This is a genomic window from Psychrobacter proteolyticus (assembly GCF_003350005.1).
Taxonomy (GTDB): domain Bacteria; phylum Pseudomonadota; class Gammaproteobacteria; order Pseudomonadales; family Moraxellaceae; genus Psychrobacter; species Psychrobacter proteolyticus.
On the sequence record NZ_QLKS01000007.1, the window covers coordinates 59,400 to 83,231 of the forward strand.

Here is a 23,832-nt window from a genome sequence, read left to right on the forward strand (position 1 = left end):
TAGTGAGCGCAGTCCCCTTATAAACAACCCATTAGTCAAAAACTACCAGACAATAAAATCACTCAATCCATTTTTATTTTATACATTTATCGATAGGACTTTTCTATGACAGATTATGATCGCATCACTGCCAACCCGCATTTTGATATGCTGATGAGTGCACACAAAGAAGTACAGACCACACAAGCGGCTTTAGTACCTATGGTGGTTGAACAGTCTTCACGCGGTGAACGCTCGTTTGATATTTTTTCACGCTTATTACGTGAGCGCGTTATCTTTTTGACCGGTCAGGTTGAAGACAACATGGCTAACCTTATCGTTGCCCAGTTGCTATTCTTAGAAGCTGAAAACCCTGACAAAGATATCCATTTGTATATAAACTCACCAGGTGGTTCAGTAAGCGCTGGCTTGGCTATTTTTGATACCATGAACTTCATCAAACCTGAAGTATCTACTATCTGTATGGGCGGTGCTTATAGCATGGGTTCATTCCTATTGGCTGCTGGTCAAAAAGGCAAGCGCTACTCACTTGCTAATGCTCGTGTCATGATTCATCAGCCTTCAGGCGGCGCGCAGGGTCAAGCAACCGATATCGAAATTAATGCTCGTGAAATCCTTAAAACTCGTGCACGTCTAAATAGTATCTTAGCTGAGCGTACTGGTCAGCCAGTAGAAAAAATTGAAAAAGACGTTGAGCGTGATTATTGGTTAGATGCACAAGAAGCCAAAGAGTATGGTTTGGTTGACGAAGTATTAGAGCGTCGCCCTGAATCTTTGTAATCTAAGCATTAACGTGATGCCTCTTCCTTGAGAGTGCAATCATAAGACCTTTTATAGTTTATTTGCCGTACAGTAAATCGTTATCAATGTCATACCTGACCTATTGAAAGGTATGACATTGAATGAATACGATAATCGACATACTACAAATAAACTAACCAGTTTTAAATTTTAGGAGCGCCTTTTATGGCAGAAGATAATACCCCGCAGTGTTCGTTTTGCGGCAAAGCCAAAAGCGATGTACAGCAACTGATTGCTGCTGACGATGCTAATATCTGCAATGAATGTATCGAACTATGTACTGACTTAATCGCAGACAGCGCAGAGCACGGTGATGATGATAGCGAAGTAGATACTTCTTGGGTCAATAAAAAACTACCAACGCCAAAAGAGCTGCGTGCCAAGCTTGATGAATATGTCATCGGTCAGGACGCTGCCAAAAAAGCATTGGCTGTTGCCGTCTATAACCATTACAAACGTTTAAAAGTTAGTCAGACGCTAGCCAACGACAGCAAAAAAGCCAAGATCGGCGCTGACGATGCAATGGTAGAATTGGCTAAGAGTAATATCTTGCTAATCGGTCCAACTGGTTCTGGTAAGACGCTACTTGCGCAAACCTTGGCTCGTCTGTTAGATGTGCCTTTTGCGATGGCTGATGCCACGACCTTGACCGAAGCTGGTTATGTTGGTGAAGACGTTGAAAACATCGTACAAAAGCTCCTTCAAGCCTCTGACTATGATGTGGCCAAAGCTGAGCAAGGTATCATCTATATTGATGAAATCGACAAAATCAGTAAAAAAGGTGACAACCCATCTATCACGCGTGATGTGTCAGGTGAAGGCGTACAGCAAGCGTTGCTAAAGCTAATCGAAGGTACGGTGGCTGCTATCCCACCGCACGGTGGTCGTAAGCACCCGCAGCAAGAGCTGATCCAAGTGGATACCAGCAACATTCTAATCATCGTTGGCGGCGCGTTTGCTGGACTTGATAAAGTCATTCAGCAGCGTACTGAAAAAGGCGGTATTGGCTTTAACGCTGATGTCAGCTCAAAAGACGATAGCCGTCGCAGCTCAGACTTGCTACAAGAAGTCGAGCCAGAAGATTTGATCAAATTTGGTCTGATTCCTGAGCTGATCGGTCGTCTGCCAGTACTTGCGGCACTGCAAGAGCTAGATGAAGCGGCCCTAGTACAAATCCTGACCGAACCTAAGAACGCACTGGTAAAACAGTACAAGTACTTGTTTGACATGGAAGGTGCTGAGATTAGCTTTACTCAAGAAGCATTAGATGCCATCGCCAAAAAAGCAATGGAACGTAAGACAGGTGCTCGTGGTCTACGTTCAATTGTAGAAAACGCCCTGCTTGAGACTATGTATGAGCTACCTTCTATGGAAAATGCTAAAACTGTAATGGTTGATGCGGACGTTATCAATGAAGGTAAAGTGCCGAAAATTGCTTAAGTTATAATTAATATAAATAGTCCGTTATCATTAACGGACTACTAGAAAAGCGTCTAGCTAGATAAGCTAAGGCGCTTTTTTTATGCTTATGATTTACCTAGCCTACCTATTAGATAATTCGTCTAGTGCAAAGTTGATGAACTTAATTTTATTGAATACAAAATGACAGTAGCGTTTATCAATGCCCAGTAGACCACATCACAAATCATGCTAATGTAGGTAGTCTGTTTTAACCTTTATTATATTGCTGTATTCCACCGTCTATGGCACCTACAAATACCCCTTATTAATAAGACAAAGGATTGTTTATTATGTTCAACCATGTGACCGCTATGGCGACTTCATTGCGCCAAAACTTACCATTTTCTTCTAACCGTACCTCATTGGATGACTCAGACGTTGCATCCTACTATCGCAACCATGTCGCTGCTATTACAGGTGCAGGCTCCGGAATGGGACGTAAGCTAGCCATTCATTTAGCAAAAATGGGCTGTCATGTGGCATTATCGGATATCAACCCTGAACAGTTGGCAGCGACCAAACAGTTACTTGCCAGTTATGATGTCAACATCACCATGACGGTACTAGATGTTTCAAACAATAAAGCTGTGGAAGCATGGGCTGATAGCGTAATGGCAGAACATGGCAAAGTGAATTTTATCTTTAATAATGCAGGCGTAGCGCTCTACTCTACAGTGGAGGGTATGAGTAATAGTGAGCTTGAATGGGTGATGAACATTAACTTTTGGGGTGTGGTTTACGGTACCAAAGCGTTTTTACCTTTGATCAAAAACAGTGTAAAGCAGAGCCAGTTTGGCGAGCATGGTCATATTATTAATGTCTCAAGCCTCTTTGGCTTGACGGCTCAACCATCATATTCTGCTTATAATGCCAGTAAGTTTGCTGTACGTGGTTTTACAGAAAGCTTGCGTCAAGAGCTAAATATTCAGAACTGCGGGGTATCAGCAACCTGTATTCATCCGGGCGGCATCAAAACCAATATTGCTAACAGCGCGCGCGGTAATGACAGCGTTAGTGAAGTTGGTATGCATGCTGGTGACAAAGCCATTAGAAATTTTAACAAACTATTGAAGTTCGATGCCAGCGAAGCAGCTTGGATTATTTTACATGCAGCAGCGACCAATCAGCAGCGTTGTTTGATCGGTAACGATGCTAAAATGGTTGATGCAATTCAGCGAGTATTCCCATCGCATTACAGTCAAGTGCTAAACGGCCTCAATCAATTATCACGTAAATTAAAACCGCGGCGCGCTAAGAAACCTACCACATCCCCTTAATTAATATATCGTAAAAATCTCAATAAAAAGTGCCTAAACGTTGATGACGTTTAGGCACTTTTTATTGAATCTCTAATCTCTATTACAAACTCAATTATTAGAAAATAGTATACAATTCATTTATATATTATATATTAGTATATAATATATATTGTCACATTCCTATTTTTCAGATCTTTTACCGTTATAATGCTGAAAAAATTGGGGATGTCGTTGTCATTAGACTATAAAAAACACGTGAGTGTACATTTGCATATTTTTTCATAATAAGGATATTCTAATGAAAAAACTTCTAACAGAGAAATGCTTTACCTCTATCTTTATGACAGCTGTTTTCGTAGTTGGGGCTTTTGGTATAACAAGTTGCAGTGAAAAGAAAGTTAAGGCTGTTGACCGACTTGAAGAAGCAGAGGCTTTAGCAAGAGTGCAAGCACTTGAAGCACGTGCTGCTGAACTCAAAGATAGTATTACTTCAAAACCAAGTAAAAAATTGACGATTAGCATGCCAGATGAGTCCACCATTCCGAATGATGAGTATGGAGCAGCTGTACGCCGAGGCATGCAACTCGCTAATCATACATATAGAGAATTACCTAATAATGTGGGCAATAAACTTAACTGTACCAGTTGTCATTTGAATAATGGTTCAGAGGCATATGCAGCTCCATGGAATGGCTTACCTGGTATCTTTCCTATTTATCGTTCGCGTGATGCCCGTGTCAACTCACTACAAGAACGTATAAACGGATGTTTTCAGCGTTCGATGAACGGTACGCCATTAGAGATGGATTCAGATGATATGAATGCATTTATCTCTTATATGACATGGTTATCACAAGATATGCCGATTGGCGTCTCATCAGAAGGTCGCGGCTTTGTCACAGTTGATAGTACGCTTACACCGGACCCTATCAAAGGTAGGGCACTGTTTTCCAAAACCTGCACCACCTGCCATGGTGAAAACGGGGAAGGCCAATATAATGAGGATGGGACTTACTTATACCCCGCAATAGCGGGAGAAAACTCCTTTAATGACGGGGCGGGTATGGCACGTACATACAAGGCCGCTTCTTTTGTCAAAGGAAAAATGCCTTTTGGTCAAGGGAACACTCTCACAGATCAAGAAGCCATCAATATTGCCAGTTATTTTACCCATTTGCCTCGGCCTGTGAAAGCCAACAAGGATAAAGATTGGCCAAAAGGTGGCGCACCAGTTGATGTGCGCCGCTAGATTAGTCACAAACAATATCTACTTGTCATTTTATATAAGGGCCCAGTTATTTGGTAACTAAGCCCTTATGTATTCATTAATGATGACAGACTAAGAATTCATAGTATGGAATTCATAGTATGGAAGCCACCCTATTACTTTTAAGGCAGCTTCATATCACCAGCGACCAACCAGCCCATACGGCGCATGATGTAAGCCACTAACCCTGCAATCACCGCAGGTAATATAAACATCAATAGAATAATCGCTGTCCATAGTTGACCGGTGCTCATGATTTCTTGTGATGCCTCAATAACCCCAAACACACCGACCAAACCAGCAGTACCCATACCCGCCCCTGTCGCGGTACAAGCTAATCCAAAACCAACGGTCGCGATAGGCCCAACGATAGCGCTAGCAATAACAGCAGGTAGCAGAACGATAGGCTTTTTGAGCACATTAGGGATTTGCAGCATACTGGTACCCAAGCCCTGAGAGATGACGCCACTAATGCCATTGTCTTTAAAACTGGCAACAGCAAAGCCAATCATGTGCGCAGCACAGCCAACTACTGCAGCCCCGCCAGCCAAACCGCCGAGTCCAATAGCAATACAAATGGCCGCACTTGAAGTTGGCAATGTCAATAAAATACCAACAACTACAGCAATAACGATACCCATTAAGAGTGGCTGTAATTCAGTAGCGGCATGAATACCCTGACCGATAGCTGCGACCCCTGCTACGATAGGCGGATTGAGCAGTGCGCAGACTAATAGCGCGACGCCGCACACCACTAAGGGCACCAATAGAATATCAAGCTTCGTCTTACCAGCGACCCAAGTGCCAGCACGATAAGCAAACACAGAGGTCAAATAAGCACCGATTGGATTACCCGGCAGTGCTACAAAGGTTGCAGGCCCACCTATTTGCGGCGTAAAGAGCGTGCCTGCCATTAGTGCTTCGGAGTGGGCACCAAGCATACCTGCCACAAGGCAGCTAAGCATCACTAGCGTTGGCGCTTTGAGATAGTAAGCGATACCTACGCCGATACCAGCACCCATCAATATCGAGGCAAGCTTTCCGACCGCGACCAATGCTGGCAAATCTAACCAGCCACCGATTTGCGAGATAATTAGACCTGCGATCAACGTGACAAATAGCCCTAAAGCCATACCAGTAAAAGCATCAATAAAGTACTTTTGAAAAAATATTTTAATGACGCCTGCTTGCGGTGTTACTGAGTTAGATACTGTCATAACCATACTCTTAATGGATGTTTAATAGGGTAAAACAGCTAGAAAGCTTTTGATAAAATAAAGAGATAAAAAAAGCGTCATTACGACGCTTTTTTTGATAAATACAATAACTGTAAACAACTGAACCTAGCGACGCTGTTCAACAATAATAGAGTCTATACCATTGTTTTGTAAGCGCTGCTGCGCCGTCGTTACTGCTTGACGGTTATTCAGCGGACGTGAGATGACTTGATAAATTGGCAAGCCATTACCCGTCGTGTTTTTGACCACTCTAGCATCGACACCCGCCATCAGTACTTGCGCACGGCGACGATCTGCTTCATCTGCATCACTAAAACTATTGATCTGCAAGATGTAGGTCGCCGCAGGTTTGGCAGCTTGGATACTTGCCTTACCTGCTGCGGTATTGTTATTACGGGTTGTAGAGTTGCCAGTGCTAGCCGGTGGCGTACCATCATAAGTTGCATCTTCTTCAACAACAACGATATCTTCACTAGACCCAGCATTATTAACACCAGCAGGTTCGACAGTCGCATTTTCCGAACCACCGAAGCTGCCTGTATTTTCTATACTGCCTGAATTACCCTCTGGTTGGGTCACGACGACATCTGGTTCAAACGCACCGATATCACCTATTTGATCATTATCAATATCAACAATATCTTCATCAGGAATGGTTGCCATCTCTTGATTAGGTAAAATATCGTAGAACTCATAATCACCATTGTCGGTATCAGTATCCACACGTGGCTGTACTTGGCGATCAGGGTCGTTCTCAGCACTACCATCAGCGGGGCTGAAATTGAATAATGGTGAGAGGTAGATAAATACCCCAATCATAAGGGTCAATATGGCCCCAACAAACATCCATAATAAGCCTGATACGCTACTTGATTTGCGCTTTTCTGTTGCGCCTTTAGGTTTTTTGGCTAGCATGGATCTCGTTCTCCCTACTGGATTTAACTATCATCATCGAATTAATGCTATCAGCTGTCTATACTTATGTCACATGTTAGAAAAGCACTACATGCTAGACGGTGCAGACAAGCCAAGCAGACTAAGCCCATTCGCTAATACCTGTCTAACGGCTTTAGATAAACGTAAACGTGCTTGCATTAAGTCTAGCTCATCTTGACTTGGTGTTTCACCTGATGTCAGGCTCATAGGCAAGATACGATTGGTGTCATACCAACCATGGAACAATGCCGCTAGCTCTTTTAGGTAGTTGGTCAAGACGTGCGGCTCGTAACCAGTCGCTGCACGAAGTAACGTCGCTGGATATCCTGCTAACAGTTTGATCAGCTCATCTTCATTTGGTGCACTTAGTAAGTCTTGATGTGCCAAACCCACGGTATCATCTACGGTCAAATCGTAGGTTGCCAATTTTTCTAACACACGGCAAACACGCGCATGAGCATACTGGATATAATACACTTGATTATCTTTGCTTTGTGATTTGGCAAGTTCTAAGTCAAAATCAACATGCACTTCAGGCTTACGCGCTACGTAGTAGAATCGTGCAGCATCGTTACCGACTTCTGCACGTAGCTCACGCAAGGTCACAAACTGACCAGAACGCGAAGACATTTGTACCTTTTCACTACCGCGCCATAATGCCACAAACTGTACAAGCACCACGTCAAGGCGTTCGGCATCAATCCCAAGAGCCAATAGAGCGGCTTTTACGCGTGGGACATAACCATGGTGGTCTGCGCCCCAAACGTTAATGACTTTATCAAAGCCGCGATCAAACTTGTTTTTATGATAAGCGATGTCAGAAGCAAAATACGTCGACTGACCATTGGCACGGCGTACAACACGGTCTTTCTCATCGCCGAAATCAGTCGATTTAAACCAGATATTGCCATCTTTTTCGTATAGATAGCCTTTGTCATCTAGTATCTGTAGGACAGGCTCAATCTCGCTATCGATAGATCTTTCGCTAAACCAGCACTCGTAGCTCACACCAAAGTCGTTTAAGTCGTCTTTGATATCCGCCAAAATACTGCTCAATGCTGCGTTTAAAAATAACGCGTAGCTGTCACCTAGCAAAGACTTACTATTGGCAATCAAGCCATCAATATGTGCTTCTTTATCACCTGAGATGACGGTTTTTTCGCCATCAGCATTAATCTCAAACTGAGCATCTTTTGGCACATCTTTGGCAACGTCTGCGAAACTATGTACGTAGCTATCGCCATGCTGTGTTTTTAGCGTTTGGGCGATGTCACTGACATAATCACCTTGATAGGCGTTAACTGGGAAAGTTATCTCTTCACCATTTAGCTGTAGATAACGCAAATATGTACTGGTGGCTAAGATGTCCATTTGACGACCAGCATCATTGACATAATACTCACGCGTGACGTCATAGCCGATGGCTTCTAGCAAGTTAGCGACACTCATGCCAAATGCAGCACCGCGACCGTGACCGACGTGCAGACTTGACGTTGGATTGGCAGAGACGAATTCAACTTGGACTTTTTGACCGTCAAACTGATTACTCAAGCCAAAGCGATCTTGCAACGTAAAGATATCGTCCAATACAGAAAACTTAGCTTCCGAGTTTAAAAATACATTGATAAACCCTGGTCCTGCGATTTCTACTTGGCGAATGTCTTGATTGTCAGGCAATGCGCTGACGATTTTTTCAGCAAGTTGACGCGGATTGGCCTTGGCTGCTTTCGCTGCCGTTAGTGCGATATTACTGGCAAAATCACCGTGACTTAAATCTTTCGTACGGGTAATTTGACTGTTATTTTGCCAATCGCTTGGTAGCGTACCATCTGCTTGTAGGGTTTGAATTGCATCATTAAATAGGGATGCAAGCGTATCAATTTGGGCTTGTGACATAGGAATTTGAACTCAATTAAATAAACAACAAAAACGGTGCGAATGCGAGCAATCGATAACGGCTTATTGTAATAGCGACCGACATTGCAGGGATAGAATAATGTAAAAAGATAAGTAACCTGTAAATATAACAATCTTTGCGCTTTATTGCACCATTTGCGCCAAAATTAGCACTAAAATCTTACCGTTATCAGGATTTGGGCTGACTAATATCAATGACGCAAAACTGATAAATAACTCATAACGTGAATTGTAGCGTTACTGTTGCTCAATACTGGGCAGTCGTTTATACCTGACTGCTTCCACGTTATAATAATGGTTTGTACGGCTCTTCTAAAATATAGAAGACGCGTTACTACTCTATTATAGGATTACGCCATGTTTGCTATTGCCGCCAGTACTGTCACCAGTTGGGGACTGTACGTCTTGTTGCCGATATTCATCGCTTTCTTGTTTTTTATTATGTGGGATATCTCTAAAAAGTCTGATGCTGGGCGCGCTGGTACTTTTTGGATATTTCTAGCCCTAGGCGCAGGTTCTGTTGGTTTTATCCTTAAGATAGTCATGGAAGTCGCTTTTAAGCGGTGGTTGATTTAGTCATCAACCTCTATTTCCCGGTTAATTGCACTTTATACAGCCTTCATTTGAACCGAAGTTAAAACAAAGAGAAATACTAGAATTTGAGTTTATCTATTACTTTTTGGCAATCAAAGTCGCACGCATGGGAGCAGGATATCCTTCGACGGTCTTAGTAGAATCATTAGGATCTAAGAAATCTGCTAACGAATGATAGGTCATCCATTCGGTTTGTCGTTGTTCCTCAGTCGAGGTGACTGCTACATCGACGCAGCGTACATCTGAAAATCCTGCTTTCTCTAACCAGCCAATTAATGCCGACACCGATGGTAAGAAATAGACGTTATTCATCTGCGCGTAGCGGTCGTGCGGCACCAGTACAGTATTGGCATCACCTTCAATCACTAATGTCTCAAGTACCAACTCACCACCTTTGATCAACTGTCCTTTCAGCTGTTGTAAATGCTCAAACGGTGATTGGCGATGATAAAGTACGCCCATGCTAAATACAGTATCGAACAGCTGACTGTGCTCAGGTAACGCTTCAAGCGGTACAGGAATATAATGCGTCCGATAGCTGCCTGTATCACTAGCATCTGCGGCACCAATGAAATGACGAATCGCCATAAATTGATGATAAAACAAGCATGACGGATCAATAATAATAACCGTATCTGCGCCCGCCCCTGCCATGCGCCAGCCGTGATAACCAGAGCCACCGCCTACATCCAATACGCGGCGACCGTCTAATCTACTTAAATGCGGCGCAACACGTTTCCATTTCCAATCACTATGCCACTCGGTATCAATCTTAATACCTGACTCATCATCGCCGATTTGACCGCCAATTTGAAATGGGCCTTTACGCCACGGCATCAACTGCTTTAATAGTGCTGTTGTTTGTTTGCGCTGAGACTCATTTAGATCTGCCTCAATCGTCAATGTATCACTGTTTAGATCGACATGATTGACAGCTAAGTTTGGCAAACGAGCGACTGACGCTTGGTAGGCAGGCGCGTGCGCATAGTTAGCTTTGTCTTTTATATCACCTAACCACGTTGGTAATCGTTTAAGCCACTCATAAGCGCTCGGCTGCTGCTGTGCCAGCTCTAATAGGGTTAGATATAGTTCACGTTCGGCGTTAATGATAGTGTCGTTGAGCATAAAAGCAGGTTACCGTGTTGATTAAGAAATAACTGTGTTAAAAGTAAGAATTATTTAAACGCCACAATAGAGACAAAATTTAAAAACTGAAACCATGTCAGATGACGTTTAAAGCCAACTTGATCTAACCGTGCATGATGCTCATCTAATGTGTCAGTAATCAGCACATTTTCTAATGCATTACGCTTGCCGCTAATCTCCATCTCGGTGTAGCCATTCGCACGTTTAAAGTCATAATAACGCTCCACCAACCACGCATCATATTGCTCATCAAACGCATGGGTTTTTTCAGTCAGTACCAATATGCCGCCTTCACTTAATGCCGCATAAATCTTCTCTAATACCGCGACTCTATCAGCAGCTGGCAAAAATTGTAACGTCAAGTTCAAAATCACCATATCGCACGGCTCAAGCTCAACATTGCGGATATCTGCTGTAATTACTTCGATATCGTGCTCAGGATAATTCTCACTCAATAACGTGGTCGCCTCGGTCGTCATCGCTGGTGATATATCAATTGCTTTAATCTGTAAGTCTTGTGGGTCGAACTCACCAGCTAGCGTCATGCTGGCTGCACCCAGTGAACAGCCCAAGTCATAAACACGACTAACACGCTGACCGCTATCGCTCTGCTGGCGATACTTGCAATGACGACGAGCAAATATGGGTAGCATCGCCAATACCTGTCCATAACCGGGTACACTGCGGCGAATCATATCAGGGAAACAAGCCACCACTTGCTCATCAAACGAAAAGCGTGCGGCCTTATCCAGTGGCGTGGTAAACGGTTTATCAAATAGGGTGTCATGTTTGATAGCAGGCTGGGATTGGCTCATGGGACGACTCGTTTTTTAGAATGGAACTGAAATTAAGAATTACTGGATGACTTTTGCTTAGCAGTTTTGCTTGTCATTATCAGTTGAGGACTAAGTAAGATAGCAAAAGCCCATTATAACATTACTGTTTGTTACTTATCGCCTTTGGCTTGCCTGCTAAGCTGAATAAATAGTGCCAAGGGTAATGAGACGTTTGAAAGAAGCATTGAAAAACGAGAGCATCACTACCAAATATAGCGCTTGACCCATATTTATAATAATAGGAAAAAATTATGCAAACGATCGTATTAGGTGGCGGCTGCTTCTGGTGCACCGAGTCCGTGTTTTTATCGGTAAAAGGTGTGCAATCTGTCGTCTCAGGCTACATGGGCGGTGATGCTGTCTCTGCTAACTATGAAGCTGTCTGTAGCGGTACGACTGGCCATGTCGAAGTCATCAAAGTCGAATTTGATGACTCTATTGTCCCGTTAGAAGTAATACTCGATGTCTTCTTTGCCACGCATGATCCCACCACGATGGATCGTCAAGGCAATGACGTCGGTAGTCAGTATCGCAGCGTGGTCTTTTACACCGAAGACAATCAAAAACCGACCGTTGATCGTACCATTAATAAATTACGCGATATGGGTGTCAATGTAGTGACGGAAGTACATCCTGCTGTTGAATTCTATCAAGCAGAAGACTCACACCAAGATTTCTTCAACAGAAACCCAGGACAGGCTTATTGCAACTTTGCAATACCGCCAAAGCTTGCCAAACTGCGTAAAGAATTTAGCAAATATATGGTTAGTTAAATGAGGGTTCGCTAAATTGAATAAGACATTATTTATTCAAAAAGTTTCTTAGCCTAATGTTGGATACCAGCCAAACACTTATACTATAGGTGTTTGGCTTTTTACTATTTATACATTTGACATAACCAATCAATATTATTAAAGCTAAATCTATATATAAAAACTTGCAAATAGAGGATCACAGCATGAACCCTGAGTTTTGGCACAAACGTTGGCAAGAAGGTCGCATTGGATTTAATCAATCTATGGTCAATCCATTATTGATTGAGTATTTTAACCGCCTCAATCTAACTGCGGGTAGCCTCATTTTTGTGCCGCTTTGTGGTAAATCTATTGATATGGTTTGGCTAGCGACGCAAGGCTATGACGTGGTGGGCGTTGAATTGGTTGAAACAGCCGTACAAGAATTTTTTGCTGAGCAGAACATCCAACCTACCGTCTATCAACAGGCAGACAATCCAACGATTAAATACTATCAAGGCCAGTTGTCGGGACAAACCATCACTTTATGGGTCGCTGATATCTTTGTACTGACTTTTGAAGATATTGGCTCTATTGATGCAGTATATGATAAAGCGGCATTAATCGCCCTACCAGACGATATGCGTGTGAGATATAGCGAGCAAGTGCGAAAACTTAGTAGCGATAACAGTAAAGTTAATGGTGCTAACAATGAAATAACACCGCAGCTTTTACTGACACTAAATTACGATCAGCGTAAAAAGAATGGACCACCCTTCTCTATTAATGGCGAACAACTAGAGCGATATTATAGCGCTCACTACCAAATCTATGAGCTAGCGAGTGAGCCTTCTTCTATAGGTTCTGCACCTGATATCACCGTCACAGAACAGGTTTGGCTATTGAGCAGTAAATAAAAAACTCATGTAACCTTTAACAAGCGGCTAAATGGCAATGGAGAAATTGAATGAAAATGATAGTCGGTCTAATGAGTGTAATTGCTATTCTGCTAGTCGCTCTAGCCGGCCCATTGTACAAGTTTGGCGTTGTAGAATTAGGCACTGCGTTTACAGGGTTTAAATTTGGGGTATTTACTGGTATTGCGGCATTAATACTATTAGCCATACAGCTATTGTTTAAACGAAACACGGCGAGTATTGGTAGCGCGTTAATCTCGGCAGTGCTTGCTATCACTGCCATTGCCATACCACTCAGCATGATGAATACCGCCAAAAATGTACCGCCTATTCACGATGTTTCTACCGATTTGGTGAATCCGCCTGAGTTTGTTGCGATTGCACCACTACGTGCAGATGCACCAAATCCCGTAGCGTACGCAGGCGCAGAAGTGGCTGAACAACAACGTACTGCCTACCCTGATTTGCAAACATTGACCTATACTCAATCAAAACCTGAACTGATCGAAGCAGCTAAACAAGCCATAGAAAATTTAGGGTGGGAGCTGGTCAATATTGATACCGACAAAGGCATCATCGAAGCGACAGAGACGACTGCTTGGTTTGGTTTCAAAGATGATGTGATCATTCTTGTGACTGACAACGATAGCGAGCGCTTGGTCGATATTCGCAGTAAGTCACGAGTTGGACAGAGCGATTTGGGCAAAAATGCGGCGCGGGTTCATAGCTTTATTGAAGAGTTGGATGGGGCTTTGGGGGAGTAGTTATTTTCGAAACCTCGAAACCTCCTATAACTTATTTAGTCAGTTTTTTGACAATATATTGAAGCTCACTTCTTTGCCCTTCATCAGGTAGACATGTTAAAAGCATTTCAAGAGCGTATTCATTTGTTATTTCTATGGGAGGCTTATACGGTAAGTCATAACCAAAAACCTCACTCATCATAGTGAACAAATCTTTGCGGTGTCTACAGGCTTTACGACTATTTAGATTCAACATTTGAATAGCGTCACTACCACGTTTACTATCGGACTCTAACTCTCCTGCAAGATTTAGTTTTATCTCATCTTCACATTCATTCATAAGCGGTGTTAAAAGCAGTTCTTGGCTGCCTTTTGCGTTGTCACACTGCTTAGCAGTTCTACAACTTAATAATAAATTATCGTAGTCAAAACACTTATGTGGATAGTCGTTACGGCTTTTTAAATGTTCAATAGTCGTGTTTCCATTGCCAAGACTTTTACAGCAATAACAGCAAACTCCATTCTGTTCATCATATAGCTGCTGACGCAGAGGGGCTTTGATATCCTCTGGAATATTGCCCCAATTCTCAGTTTTATACTTTTTAAAACCCTTTGCTGTCTCAACAGGAATTGAACCTAACTTATCAATCTTCTGCATGACTAGACTCATCTTTATGGTTATTTGCCAGTTTAGATTGAGCCAAGAGCAAGCGACACTTCAATAGTTCTAGATGGTCAGATGGCAGTTTTTCAGATAGCTCTGTTATACAAGTATCTGCTGTCACATAATCATGCTTACTGATAGCACGGCGAATAATAGTAAACTGCTCTTCCACTTTACTGTCTCGGATATCCACATCAAAGATTTTAGTGAGCACTGTATTGGCATCCTCACCATAGACATTAGGCATTTCTGTCAATTCACCATCATCCAACGAATATAATAAAATATCGTTACGATCACTGATAACATGTGGCGAATGTGTGGTTAGAATAAATTGAATATTTGGAAAGGTAGCGACCAGTTTGTCAATCAAGTCGTGTTGCCACTTTGGATGAAGATGCAAATCCACCTCATCAATCATCACTACGCCTTCACCGTCTAATGGATTCGCTAGGCTTGGATTAAGAATTGCTAGACGGCGAGCTATATCACCTACTAAAGCTAATAAAGACTTTTCACCCTGTGACAACTGATTAACATCTAACTTTTCGCCATCCTTTTCCACTATCATGGTAGCAGTACCTTTACGACGGATATAAAAATCAGTGAACCCAGTAAAATACTTCAGGGCGCTTTTCACAAAGAATAAAGGTAAGTCTCTAGCAATGTCCTCGCTATGCTTTTGTAGCTTTTGCACTTCATGTATTTCTTTTTCTATTTTATATTTAGATTCCTCTAACATCTCTAGACCAATATTTACTTTGTCTTCTTTAGAAGACTTAAGCTGACTTAAAATTTTCTTAACTTCATTCAAAACTTTTTCATTTTCACTATTTAATCCTTCCAAAATACTTTCAGTTGATACTTTTCTTTCATTTTCAATATCTTCTGAATTTCTAAACCAATCTAGAAAATTCGAGAAAACTATAGAGTTTGAGTTTAAACAGTTTTTATAAGCATCCAACTGATCATATTGGTATGAAAAAATATCCTTCTGAATTTCAACTGACATTGTCCTATTGACTGAATAGAAAGTTATAAGAGGTAAAGAATACTTATCTTCTTTAGTTAGGTTTGAGCGAAAACTTCTGACAGTTTTACTTAACAACTTCATATAATTACTCGAAGATTTAAGACGTCCATCTTTAACAGAAGTAATACTCCAGTCTGCATCTTCTTCTAATCCATAAGGCATTGGATTGTTCTCGTTAAAATCAACCCTTATACTAGCTTTTACCTCGTTCTTACCATTATTTATATAAGTTTTATCAATATTAAAACCATCTTCATCACTAGCAAGTTTTGCTACAAACCAACTCAAATTTGTCGCCAGTGCTTGCAAAACTTGTGACTTACCAGCCCCATTATTACCCACAATCACAGTGACATTACCCGTCTTTTCAGAAGTTGGTGCAAAGTCTATGTTTAAGTCGTCAAAGCGACCGTAGTTTTGTAGTTGCAAACGTTTGACTTTCATTGTTTACCTTATTTTTATAGGTAGTAAATATTGAAAAATTTTACTAATTTCTATGGTGATGCTTATCAGTCAGTATAGCAACTTAAAACACAGCTGAGGAATGCTATTGTTTTGAGAAAAAGCCTAAACTCATCTAAAATCCTCTTCTAATCTCACGGCAGCGTCAATTTATCGTAACCATTTATAACCTTGGTACTGCGACAGCTTTTCTTTACTGTTTAGATTGGTTACTCTACGTTAATATCATTTTTTGCCTTTCGATAACTATTTTAACGTTTATAGGATATTTTCATGCGTTTAACTCCTTTTTCTACTTTGTCGCTGCTTAGTGTTGCTGTCGGCATCAGCCTTGCTACCACTGCTCAAGCCGCGCAGCCGCCAGCACCTGATTTATCCAATAGTGAGTTTCAGCAGTGCTTGGACAATCTAAAAAACTCTAGCAAGTTTAGCGGTGTTGATGGTTATACCTTTAATAACTATCGCCCAAGCCAGCCTGATCCTAGTGTCATTCAGTCACTGAATTATCAACCAGAGTTTCAAAAAGACGTCTGGGACTATTTATCAGCATTGGTAGACAAAGAGCGTGTCGAGGACGGTATCCGAGCCAAACGTCAATGGGGCTCTACACTACGTCAAATCGAATCGCGTTATGGCGTAAAAGCTGAGCATGTGCTCGGTGTCTGGGGCGTAGAATCAAACTTTGGTCAAACGTTAGGTAAAAAGCCATTATTTGAGTCTTTAGCGACATTATCTTGTTTCGATCGTCGTCAGAGCTATTTCCAAGGTGAGTACGCCAATGCGCTAAAAATCGTGCAAAACGGTGATATCGCACCAAATGATATGACAGGCTCATGGGCAGGTGCCTTCGGACAGACACAGTTTATGCCGAGTACTTTCTTAGAATTGGCAGTAGATTTCGATGGTGATGGACGTCGTGATTTGGTCAATAGCGTACCTGATGCACTCGCTTCTACCGCAAACTTCTTGGACAATCGCGGCTATCGTACTGGTGAGCCTTGGGGCTATGAAGTCAAACTACCTGATGGATTTTGGGCCGCTTCGAATCGTAAAGACAAAAAGTCGATAAGCCATTGGCGCGACCAAGGTCTAACGTTGGCTAATGGTAGTCCGTTACCGTATGACTTGAGCAGTGCAGGCCTATTACTACCAGCTGGGATGGAAGGCCCTGCTTTCTTAGTTGGTAAAAACTTCGACACTTTTTACTCTTATAATGCCTCAGAGAACTACGCACTGGCGATTGCACACTTATCAGATCTAATCACTCGCGAAGACAGCAGCAAAACAGACTTTATCACTGCTTGGCCGACCGACGATCCTGGTATCAGCCGCCAGCAGGCTAAAGATATTCAGCAAGCGTTGCTCAATGCCGGTTATGATATCGGCGGTGTAGATGGCATCATCGGAGACAATACTCGTACCGCTATCCAGCAATACCAGACTAGTCGCGGTATTTTCCCAGCAGATGGACGCGCAGGCCAAAAGTTCTATCGTGCTATCGTTGGTAATGCAGCACCCAGTCAAGTCCAGTACGGTCAGCCAGCAAATAGCCGACCTTTGAACCCTGCGCCTGCCGATCGTATGGGACAATTGATTCAGCAACAGACCACTACACCTAATAGCTATTCTTCTCAACCATCGACAAGTCCTTCAACCTCTACCAATACGCGTTATCGCCGTGTTGCTAGTGCCGATGGTACGATCAAGCTAGTCCGCATTGACGAAGGGTCATAATACTGTACCGAATAGTTCTACCGTAAATCACTAAAAAAGCCACGCTATGATTAGCGTGGCTTTTTTATGTTTGATGCCTAGTGAAGACCTTCACCTATCACATCGATATTTCAAGAAAGATTTAGACAATAGGTGGCGGATTTGGCTTACCGTTGTCACCGTCCCAGTTTTCACGAGCGTTATCGTCTAGATCAGCAGCCGTTTTTGGCTCCCACTTGCCATTTTCTTTCCAAGTCGCATCACCCCAGTCTTCATCTTCTGCTTTTCTATCCAAATCCTTGTAAGCTTGGCTTGGATCGATGCCGCGGCGTTTCATATCTGCCACTTGTTCTTCTAGCGTATGAAATTGATCAGCGTCATGCATGCTTTTCTCTAGACCATCAAGCTCTCTTAATAACTCGTCATTTTTAGCGTTACTCATTGTGCGCTCTCCTTAATCGGTCAATATTATATTACGTTTTATGCATTTTTAATTTTAATACAGTTTTTTTCTAAGTAAGATTAGTATCTGATGGTTCTTATTATCACGAGTCTTGAGTCGATTCACAACCATTGCCGCGTATGCTTTGTATTACAAAACGTAGTCACTATTTCAGAAAAATCTTTATAGAAGGTATAGTTAGGCATAGTTATAAGTATTACCTACTAGTCTTGTTTACTCGTAGTAGATATCTGATCGTGTAGTAAGTTTTTTGCGTAGAAAGTTAGCTTCCAAAGTTCTTGCGATACGCGGGTGCCATAAGTCACTAACTGTATCCAGTTTGCACTAACCAACTGACGTTGCAGATTATCCATATCAGTTTGAGAAATTTGACAGCGCGAAACCGCATGGACATTGGGTCTATCTTTTTTGATATCAATTTCAGCTTTTGGAGCGATCAAGCGATTGATGGTATTTTGAAGGCCATAGCTCGAAAAGGTAGAGGGTATTTTAATCAAAGCGGTTAATACCTGTTGCCAAGACAGTTTCATAACTCTTGTCATATCTCTTAAGTTCCCACCTTCGTAGGCTTGGGCACTATATTGAATCTCGAAAGTTTCTGTCAACACAATTGACTTACTAATATGGTCAACCACAAAAGCTTCGTCGGTTGTGATTTCTTTCTCGACACTCTTATTCTGGGGAGAAAGCTCAGTAAGTCTTTCTGCAACCGTCTGATTACTAAACTTAATTAGCTCATCGTTAGCTCTTATCCATCCACCCGTTATTTTATGACTTGCTAGTATATTATAGTAAGCCTGGACAAGTAATGATTCGATATCATCTTCTGTATCATAATAATATATTTGGTTGTCTTGTTTAGTTACTAATCTGATGAGTTCTTGGAGTTGGCGACTAGCACTTGTCTCTTGATAGTTGTTCTTCACCAAGATAATAAGAGGCTTAAGTTTTGCTTTGGCACTGAGATAGCTTAAATGCATCTGACTCACACCATTTTTTTGTACTGTCCCATAGCTATCTCCAATGACCATGAATACATAATTACAAGCATCGATACATTGTCGGCCGTATAAGGACGCTTTTGGCAGTTTACTAGACACATCATATGTCAGAAAAGCACGTGCTTGAAAAAATATCGCCAAGGTATCTAGAACTAACAATTGGTCATTGTCAGCACATATAATATGGATATGATAGCGACGATTTGGCACAATTACCTCTAAACATAGATGGTGACATAAAAAGGATAGGATTTAAAATAGAGCACAAAAATCTTGTCTTTCTCAGCCTAGCACAATCTTTAGTTAAATAAATGCACTCAATTTATTTTAATTAGGCAAGTCTATATACAAGTTATTGATAGAATTGATTTTGATAGTGTCTAGTCACAGTAGTATTGCAATGCCATGTCTTCACCAAGTAAGTGCTCAACTAAAGCGCATAGTTTATCACTATATTTAGTGGCATGAAAATTTAATGGTGCTCTAATAATGGTATTTCTTTTGCTAGTTTTTTGTGTCCGATTTCCTTGTTTGTCGCTCATAAATGATGCAGACAGATTATTTGCCATCAGTAGCTGTTTGACGCGTTCGGCAATCGCTTGACCCGAATCAATAACTTGTATTGATAGCTGCTGCTTTAGTATCTCGTCTAATAAGAATGGCTTAAAAAATGGATAATGTGTACACCCCAACACTAACTGATCGACACCTTCATTAGCAAATACTCGTAGCTGTTGACGCAACCGTTCCGCTGTCGGGTCTTGGTCTGACATACCTGCTTCTACCCAAGGCACCAATTGCGGATCGAAATACTTGGTAACCACTGTACCATTAGGCTTTGCAAAATTGTTAATAACGTCATTTAATAATAGGCCATTTAAGGTTGCCTTAGTAGCTAGTACCGCTACGTGACTGCTTCGACTCGCCAATATAGCAGGCTTTAATGCGGGGACCAGACCCACAATAGGTATATGCGGATAGCAGCGTCGGGCGGTATCTAGCGCATATGCTGAGGCACTGTTGCAAGCAATAACAATCAGCTTACAGCCTTGCTGATGTAACCACTCTACGGCCTTTAGGGTTAGTGCTTCAATATCTTCGCTGTCGCGATTACCATAAGGTACATTTAACGTATCGGCATAATATACATAATGCTCAGTAGGCAGCTGCTGTGCTAAATGCAAATAAACAGACAAACCGCCAACACCAGAATCAAACACCCCAATGGGCGCGCTACGGTTTTTATCGCTTACAACTGTATTACCAGCATGTTTATTGACATCTACTAGATCAATAGCTTTGAGACTCTGATCAACAGATATATCGACACACGGTCTGAGCTTTCCAACTGTCTGGTTTTTGATATCCATCTTTATGCTAATGCCATTATCATATTATTCATCAATTTCATTACCCAGTTAAATGCTTAAATGCGCTATATATGTTGCGTGTATGACGTTACTCTACGTCGGTTCTCTATCGACTACCTTTATACGGTAATGATTTTTTAAACCAATAGATAATAAGGCGACATTATAAAATTATAGCACTCATCGGCATACAGCAATTAGTAGATAAATATAACCCCTAATCAGTAGGCATCGATAATGAGTAAGACTGGCCACCACTCTGCAGCGTTAATATCGTCTTACCATTTTCTTCTGATAACACTCCAATTTCAGTCAGGTGATAAAAAGTATTACGGCCGACAAGCGCAGTCAACCCATTTCTGACCATCATGTAAGGGCGTACCTGTTCTGTAGATGCTAAGTCCTGAGGATCTGCAACATCGTCAGCGGTACTCACTTGATTCGCTTGATCGCTGTTATCAAAGTCGCTGTCATTAGAATCGCTCTTATTAGAATTATACGCCTTTAATACAATCGAATGCTCATCGTCTAAGCGAACCACATCCCCTGTCGTCGTTGTAAACTCCAACCAACTCACATCATTTTCATGGACAATACCAACATCATTTATCAGAAGTGGTGCATCTTCAACTTGGATACGGATTTTCTGTACAGGGGTCTTGAGGAAGTACTCAGTAGTGCCATTATTTTCTTCTTTCCATAGTATTGTAGCAAACAAGCTGACCAATGACTCACGGGTCATTTTCCCGCCTTCATGCCACCACTCTCCGTTTGCCTTGATAGTCAAATCCATATCAGCAATATCTTCAGGATGCCATTTTTCAAGCGGTGGTATCGCACGCCCTTCGCGAGTCCCTTTAGCAGACTTAATATACTGGCTTAGTGCATCCAAATTATCTAAGTCATCTAGGCTAAAAGGCTTACTGGTTGGGGCTTTAGTCAGTTTTTCATGGCTGTCTTCAACACTATTATTATCGTTATTCATTATTAATCCCTTTATTTAGTATTCAAAGTTTGGCTTATCTATTATTACTATAAATTTTAGTTTCAGGTATGATGAAACTTTATCGTTATAACAACCTCATTTTCTTAACATTACCTTAGCATCGATACTCATAAATGCGTATCGTGTTTGTAGGACTTTTCTTTTATAATGAGTAACGATTTTTTATTGAAATGGTCAAGTGGGTGTTGTATTGATGACACATCTTACGTTATGCGTTGATATCCTTAGATAAATTGGTATTAACCATGACGGGTCAATTGATGCCGCAAAGACAGTTTTATCGGGCAGCCATATGTCTGAGTGACGTTAGCGCCGCAAGTCTATTATTCAGTTGTTAAGCTAATGATGCCCTGAGATAAGCCACTAAAAGTTTAGGAGTAGGTATGCAAGAGCAAGACAATCAAACGCCAGTTATCGATGGTAATACTGTGAATGCTGACGCACCAGTAGCGACAGAGACCGCAACGCTAGATCAAGCAGAACCAGTCGTAGAGCCAGTTGCCGCAGAACCTGAAGTCGAACGCGAATCAATGGAGTTCGATGTCATCATCGTTGGTGGTGGACCCGCAGGTCTGTCTGCTGCCATCCGTTTGCGCCAGCTCGCTATTGAAGCTGGTAATGATGAGTTTATGGTTTGTGTGGTCGAAAAAGGCTCTGAGTTTGGTGCCCATACGTTGTCTGGTGCAGTCATCGAGCCACGCGCTCTAAATGAGCTAATCCCTGACTGGAAAGAAAAAGGCGCACCGCTTAACGTGCCAGCGACAGAAGATCGTTTCTATTATTTAAACTCCGCCACACGCTCAACTAAAGTGCCTGACTCTTTGATTCCAGGTCCAATGCACAACGATGGCAACTATATTGTCTCGCTAGGTAATGTCGTCCGTTGGTTAGCCGTACAGGCAGAAGAGCTTGAAGTCATGATGTTCCCAGGCTTCCCTGCCGATGACATCTTATACAACGACGACGGTTCGGTCAGAGGTGTATTAACGGGTGATATGGGTGTGGCCGCCAATGGTGAAGCCAAGCCGAGCTTTGAGCCTGGTTATGAGCTCCTTGCCAAATACACTATTTTTGCCGAAGGTAGCCGTGGACATTTAGGCAAACGCTTAATCAGCCGTTTTGATCTAGATAAAGACTCTGATCCTCAGCATTATGGTATCGGTCTAAAAGAGCTATGGGAAGTTGAGCCTGAAAAGCATGAGCAAGGTGTTGTCATGCATGGTCTTGGCTGGCCATTGACTGAAACTGGCTCTACTGGCGGCTGGTGGTTATACTTTGATGAAAACAATCAAGTAAGCTTTGGTCTTGTGGCTGATTTGTCTTACCATAACCCATATGTCTCGCCATTCGATGAAATGCAGCGTCTAAAAACGCACCCTATTATCAAAAATGTTTTAGAAGGCGGTAAGCGCATTTCTTACGGCGCACGTGCGTTGACCAAAGGTGGTCTAAACTCATTACCGAAGTTCACCTTCCCCGGTGGCGTGTTGGTAGGTGATGACGCTGGTTTCTTAAACCCAGCAAAAATCAAAGGCACACACACTTCTATGAAGTCAGGCATGCTCGCAGCCGAAGCTATCTTTGAGGCGCTGCAAGCTGAACGTCAGCATGATGAAGTGGTTGCTTATAGCACAATGTACAAAGAGTCATGGTTGTATCAAGATAACTATGAGTCGCGCAACTTCTCACCTGCGATTCACCGTATGGGTCTGTTCATGGGCGGCGCTTTCACCTTTATCGAGCACAACTTGCTAAAAGGTAAAATGCCATTCACTTTGCATGACAATATCCCAGATTACGATCAGTTGGAGCGTGCTAATCATGCTTATCAACCAACCTATCTTAAGCCTGATGGTAAGCTGGTATTTGACAAGTTATCGTCAGTATTTATCTCTAACACCAACCATGCAGAAGATCAGCCAACGCATCTAAAACTTACTGATCCAACGGTACCTATCTCAATCAACTTACCGTTGTACGCTGAGCCTGCACGTTTATACTGCCCAGCTGGTGTGTATGAAGTGGTCAAAGACGCTGAAGGCGCTAAGTTTGTCATCAATGCGCAGAACTGCGTGCATTGTAAGACCTGTGATATTAAAGACCCTTCACAGAACATCACTTGGGTAACGCCAGAAGGTGGCGGTGGTCCTAACTACCCAAACATGTAAATCAGGATAATTCTGATTTAATCTGGTACAGTTAATATCATTAAAACTGTGCTCCAATAAAAACCGCCTTTCTCTTAAGAAGAGAAAGGCGGTTTTTTAATGC

At 42.1% G+C, this 23,832-nt stretch carries 21 protein-coding genes; 10 read left to right on the forward strand and 11 right to left on the reverse strand.

The window, feature by feature from the left end; translation table 11 throughout:
* Nucleotides 1-153: 153 nt before the first annotated feature.
* From clpP to DXK30_RS11945, 4 genes are all read left to right on the forward strand, one after another.
* Nucleotides 154-780, forward strand: coding sequence for an ATP-dependent Clp endopeptidase proteolytic subunit ClpP (gene clpP, locus DXK30_RS11930; protein WP_197411852.1), 627 nt, complete (start codon nucleotides 154-156; stop codon nucleotides 778-780).
* Between the two features lie 186 nt (nucleotides 781-966).
* Nucleotides 967-2,241, forward strand: coding sequence for an ATP-dependent protease ATP-binding subunit ClpX (clpX, locus tag DXK30_RS11935; RefSeq protein ID WP_057761822.1), 1,275 nt, complete (start codon nucleotides 967-969; stop codon nucleotides 2,239-2,241).
* Nucleotides 2,242-2,552: 311 nt separating this feature from the next.
* Entirely contained in the window at nucleotides 2,553-3,539 is a 987-nt protein-coding gene (locus DXK30_RS11940) for an SDR family NAD(P)-dependent oxidoreductase (protein WP_114701865.1), read from the forward strand.
* Nucleotides 3,540-3,963: 424 nt separating this feature from the next.
* A complete protein-coding gene (locus DXK30_RS11945) occupies nucleotides 3,964-4,770 on the forward strand; it encodes a c-type cytochrome (RefSeq protein ID WP_227670827.1) in 807 nt (268 codons plus the stop codon).
* A 140-nt stretch (nucleotides 4,771-4,910) separates the two neighbouring features.
* Here DXK30_RS11945 and DXK30_RS11950 read toward each other — a convergent pair whose 3' ends face one another.
* The 3 genes from DXK30_RS11950 to argS form a co-directional block, all read right to left on the reverse strand.
* Nucleotides 4,911-6,005 (reverse strand): PTS transporter subunit IIC, encoded by a 1,095-nt coding sequence (locus DXK30_RS11950; RefSeq protein ID WP_114701867.1) that lies wholly within the window; start codon nucleotides 6,003-6,005, stop codon nucleotides 4,911-4,913.
* A 126-nt stretch (nucleotides 6,006-6,131) separates the two neighbouring features.
* Nucleotides 6,132-6,941, reverse strand: coding sequence for an SPOR domain-containing protein (locus DXK30_RS11955; RefSeq protein WP_114701868.1), 810 nt, complete (start codon nucleotides 6,939-6,941; stop codon nucleotides 6,132-6,134).
* Nucleotides 6,942-7,028: 87 nt separating this feature from the next.
* On the reverse strand, nucleotides 7,029-8,858 hold the full coding sequence (argS, locus tag DXK30_RS11960) for an arginine--tRNA ligase (protein WP_114701869.1): 1,830 nt from the start codon (nucleotides 8,856-8,858) through the stop codon (nucleotides 7,029-7,031).
* A 378-nt stretch (nucleotides 8,859-9,236) separates the two neighbouring features.
* On the opposite strand from argS, the gene DXK30_RS11965 reads away from it, so the two are divergent.
* Nucleotides 9,237-9,455, forward strand: coding sequence for a DUF2788 domain-containing protein (locus DXK30_RS11965; protein ID WP_114701870.1), 219 nt, complete (start codon nucleotides 9,237-9,239; stop codon nucleotides 9,453-9,455).
* A 96-nt stretch (nucleotides 9,456-9,551) separates the two neighbouring features.
* Here the strand turns inward: DXK30_RS11965 and cmoB are convergent, their stop codons facing one another.
* Both cmoB and cmoA read right to left on the reverse strand, forming a co-directional pair.
* The gene (gene cmoB, locus DXK30_RS11970; protein ID WP_114701871.1) at nucleotides 9,552-10,598 is read right to left on the reverse strand and encodes a tRNA 5-methoxyuridine(34)/uridine 5-oxyacetic acid(34) synthase CmoB; all 1,047 of its coding nucleotides are present in this window, start codon (nucleotides 10,596-10,598) and stop codon (nucleotides 9,552-9,554) included.
* 50 nt (nucleotides 10,599-10,648) lie between these two features.
* Nucleotides 10,649-11,434: a carboxy-S-adenosyl-L-methionine synthase CmoA gene (gene cmoA, locus DXK30_RS11975; RefSeq protein ID WP_114701872.1), complete on the reverse strand. Its 786-nt coding sequence runs from the start codon at nucleotides 11,432-11,434 to the stop codon at nucleotides 10,649-10,651.
* A gap of 272 nt (nucleotides 11,435-11,706) precedes the next feature.
* Between cmoA and msrA the strand changes: the two genes are divergently transcribed.
* The 3 genes from msrA to DXK30_RS11990 all read left to right on the forward strand — a co-directional run bounded on the left by msrA (nucleotide 11,707) and on the right by DXK30_RS11990 (nucleotide 13,870).
* A complete protein-coding gene (msrA, locus tag DXK30_RS11980; protein WP_114701873.1) occupies nucleotides 11,707-12,228 on the forward strand; it encodes a peptide-methionine (S)-S-oxide reductase MsrA in 522 nt (173 codons plus the stop codon).
* A gap of 185 nt (nucleotides 12,229-12,413) precedes the next feature.
* Nucleotides 12,414-13,106, forward strand: coding sequence for a thiopurine S-methyltransferase (gene tmpT, locus DXK30_RS11985; protein WP_114701874.1), 693 nt, complete (start codon nucleotides 12,414-12,416; stop codon nucleotides 13,104-13,106).
* A gap of 50 nt (nucleotides 13,107-13,156) precedes the next feature.
* Entirely contained in the window at nucleotides 13,157-13,870 is a 714-nt protein-coding gene (locus DXK30_RS11990; RefSeq protein WP_114701875.1) for a DUF1499 domain-containing protein, read from the forward strand.
* A gap of 31 nt (nucleotides 13,871-13,901) precedes the next feature.
* Here the strand turns inward: DXK30_RS11990 and DXK30_RS11995 are convergent, their stop codons facing one another.
* Nucleotides 13,902-14,507, reverse strand: coding sequence for a retron system putative HNH endonuclease (locus tag DXK30_RS11995; protein WP_162799533.1), 606 nt, complete (start codon nucleotides 14,505-14,507; stop codon nucleotides 13,902-13,904).
* Nucleotides 14,494-15,990: an AAA family ATPase gene (locus DXK30_RS12000; RefSeq protein WP_114701877.1), complete on the reverse strand. Its 1,497-nt coding sequence runs from the start codon at nucleotides 15,988-15,990 to the stop codon at nucleotides 14,494-14,496. The genes DXK30_RS11995 and DXK30_RS12000 overlap by 14 nt, the downstream gene beginning before the upstream one ends.
* A gap of 291 nt (nucleotides 15,991-16,281) precedes the next feature.
* Between DXK30_RS12000 and DXK30_RS12005 the strand changes: the two genes are divergently transcribed.
* The gene (locus DXK30_RS12005) at nucleotides 16,282-17,742 is read left to right on the forward strand and encodes a lytic murein transglycosylase (RefSeq protein WP_114701878.1); all 1,461 of its coding nucleotides are present in this window, start codon (nucleotides 16,282-16,284) and stop codon (nucleotides 17,740-17,742) included.
* A gap of 121 nt (nucleotides 17,743-17,863) precedes the next feature.
* On the opposite strand, the gene DXK30_RS12010 is transcribed toward DXK30_RS12005, so the two are convergent.
* The 4 genes from DXK30_RS12010 to DXK30_RS12025 form a co-directional block, all read right to left on the reverse strand.
* Nucleotides 17,864-18,163 (reverse strand): hypothetical protein, encoded by a 300-nt coding sequence (locus tag DXK30_RS12010; RefSeq protein ID WP_114701879.1) that lies wholly within the window; start codon nucleotides 18,161-18,163, stop codon nucleotides 17,864-17,866.
* Nucleotides 18,164-18,387: 224 nt separating this feature from the next.
* A complete protein-coding gene (locus DXK30_RS12015; protein ID WP_114701880.1) occupies nucleotides 18,388-19,395 on the reverse strand; it encodes a DUF4062 domain-containing protein in 1,008 nt (335 codons plus the stop codon).
* A 170-nt stretch (nucleotides 19,396-19,565) separates the two neighbouring features.
* Nucleotides 19,566-20,555 carry a glutamate racemase gene (gene murI / locus DXK30_RS12020; RefSeq protein WP_114701881.1) on the reverse strand — a complete coding sequence of 330 codons (990 nt, stop codon included), beginning with the start codon at nucleotides 20,553-20,555 and terminating at the stop codon, nucleotides 19,566-19,568.
* Between the two features lie 217 nt (nucleotides 20,556-20,772).
* The gene (locus tag DXK30_RS12025; RefSeq protein ID WP_114701882.1) at nucleotides 20,773-21,540 is read right to left on the reverse strand and encodes a DUF1285 domain-containing protein; all 768 of its coding nucleotides are present in this window, start codon (nucleotides 21,538-21,540) and stop codon (nucleotides 20,773-20,775) included.
* A gap of 404 nt (nucleotides 21,541-21,944) precedes the next feature.
* Between DXK30_RS12025 and DXK30_RS12030 the strand changes: the two genes are divergently transcribed.
* The gene (locus DXK30_RS12030) at nucleotides 21,945-23,729 is read left to right on the forward strand and encodes an electron transfer flavoprotein-ubiquinone oxidoreductase (protein ID WP_390178045.1); all 1,785 of its coding nucleotides are present in this window, start codon (nucleotides 21,945-21,947) and stop codon (nucleotides 23,727-23,729) included.
* Nucleotides 23,730-23,832 lie beyond the last annotated feature (103 nt).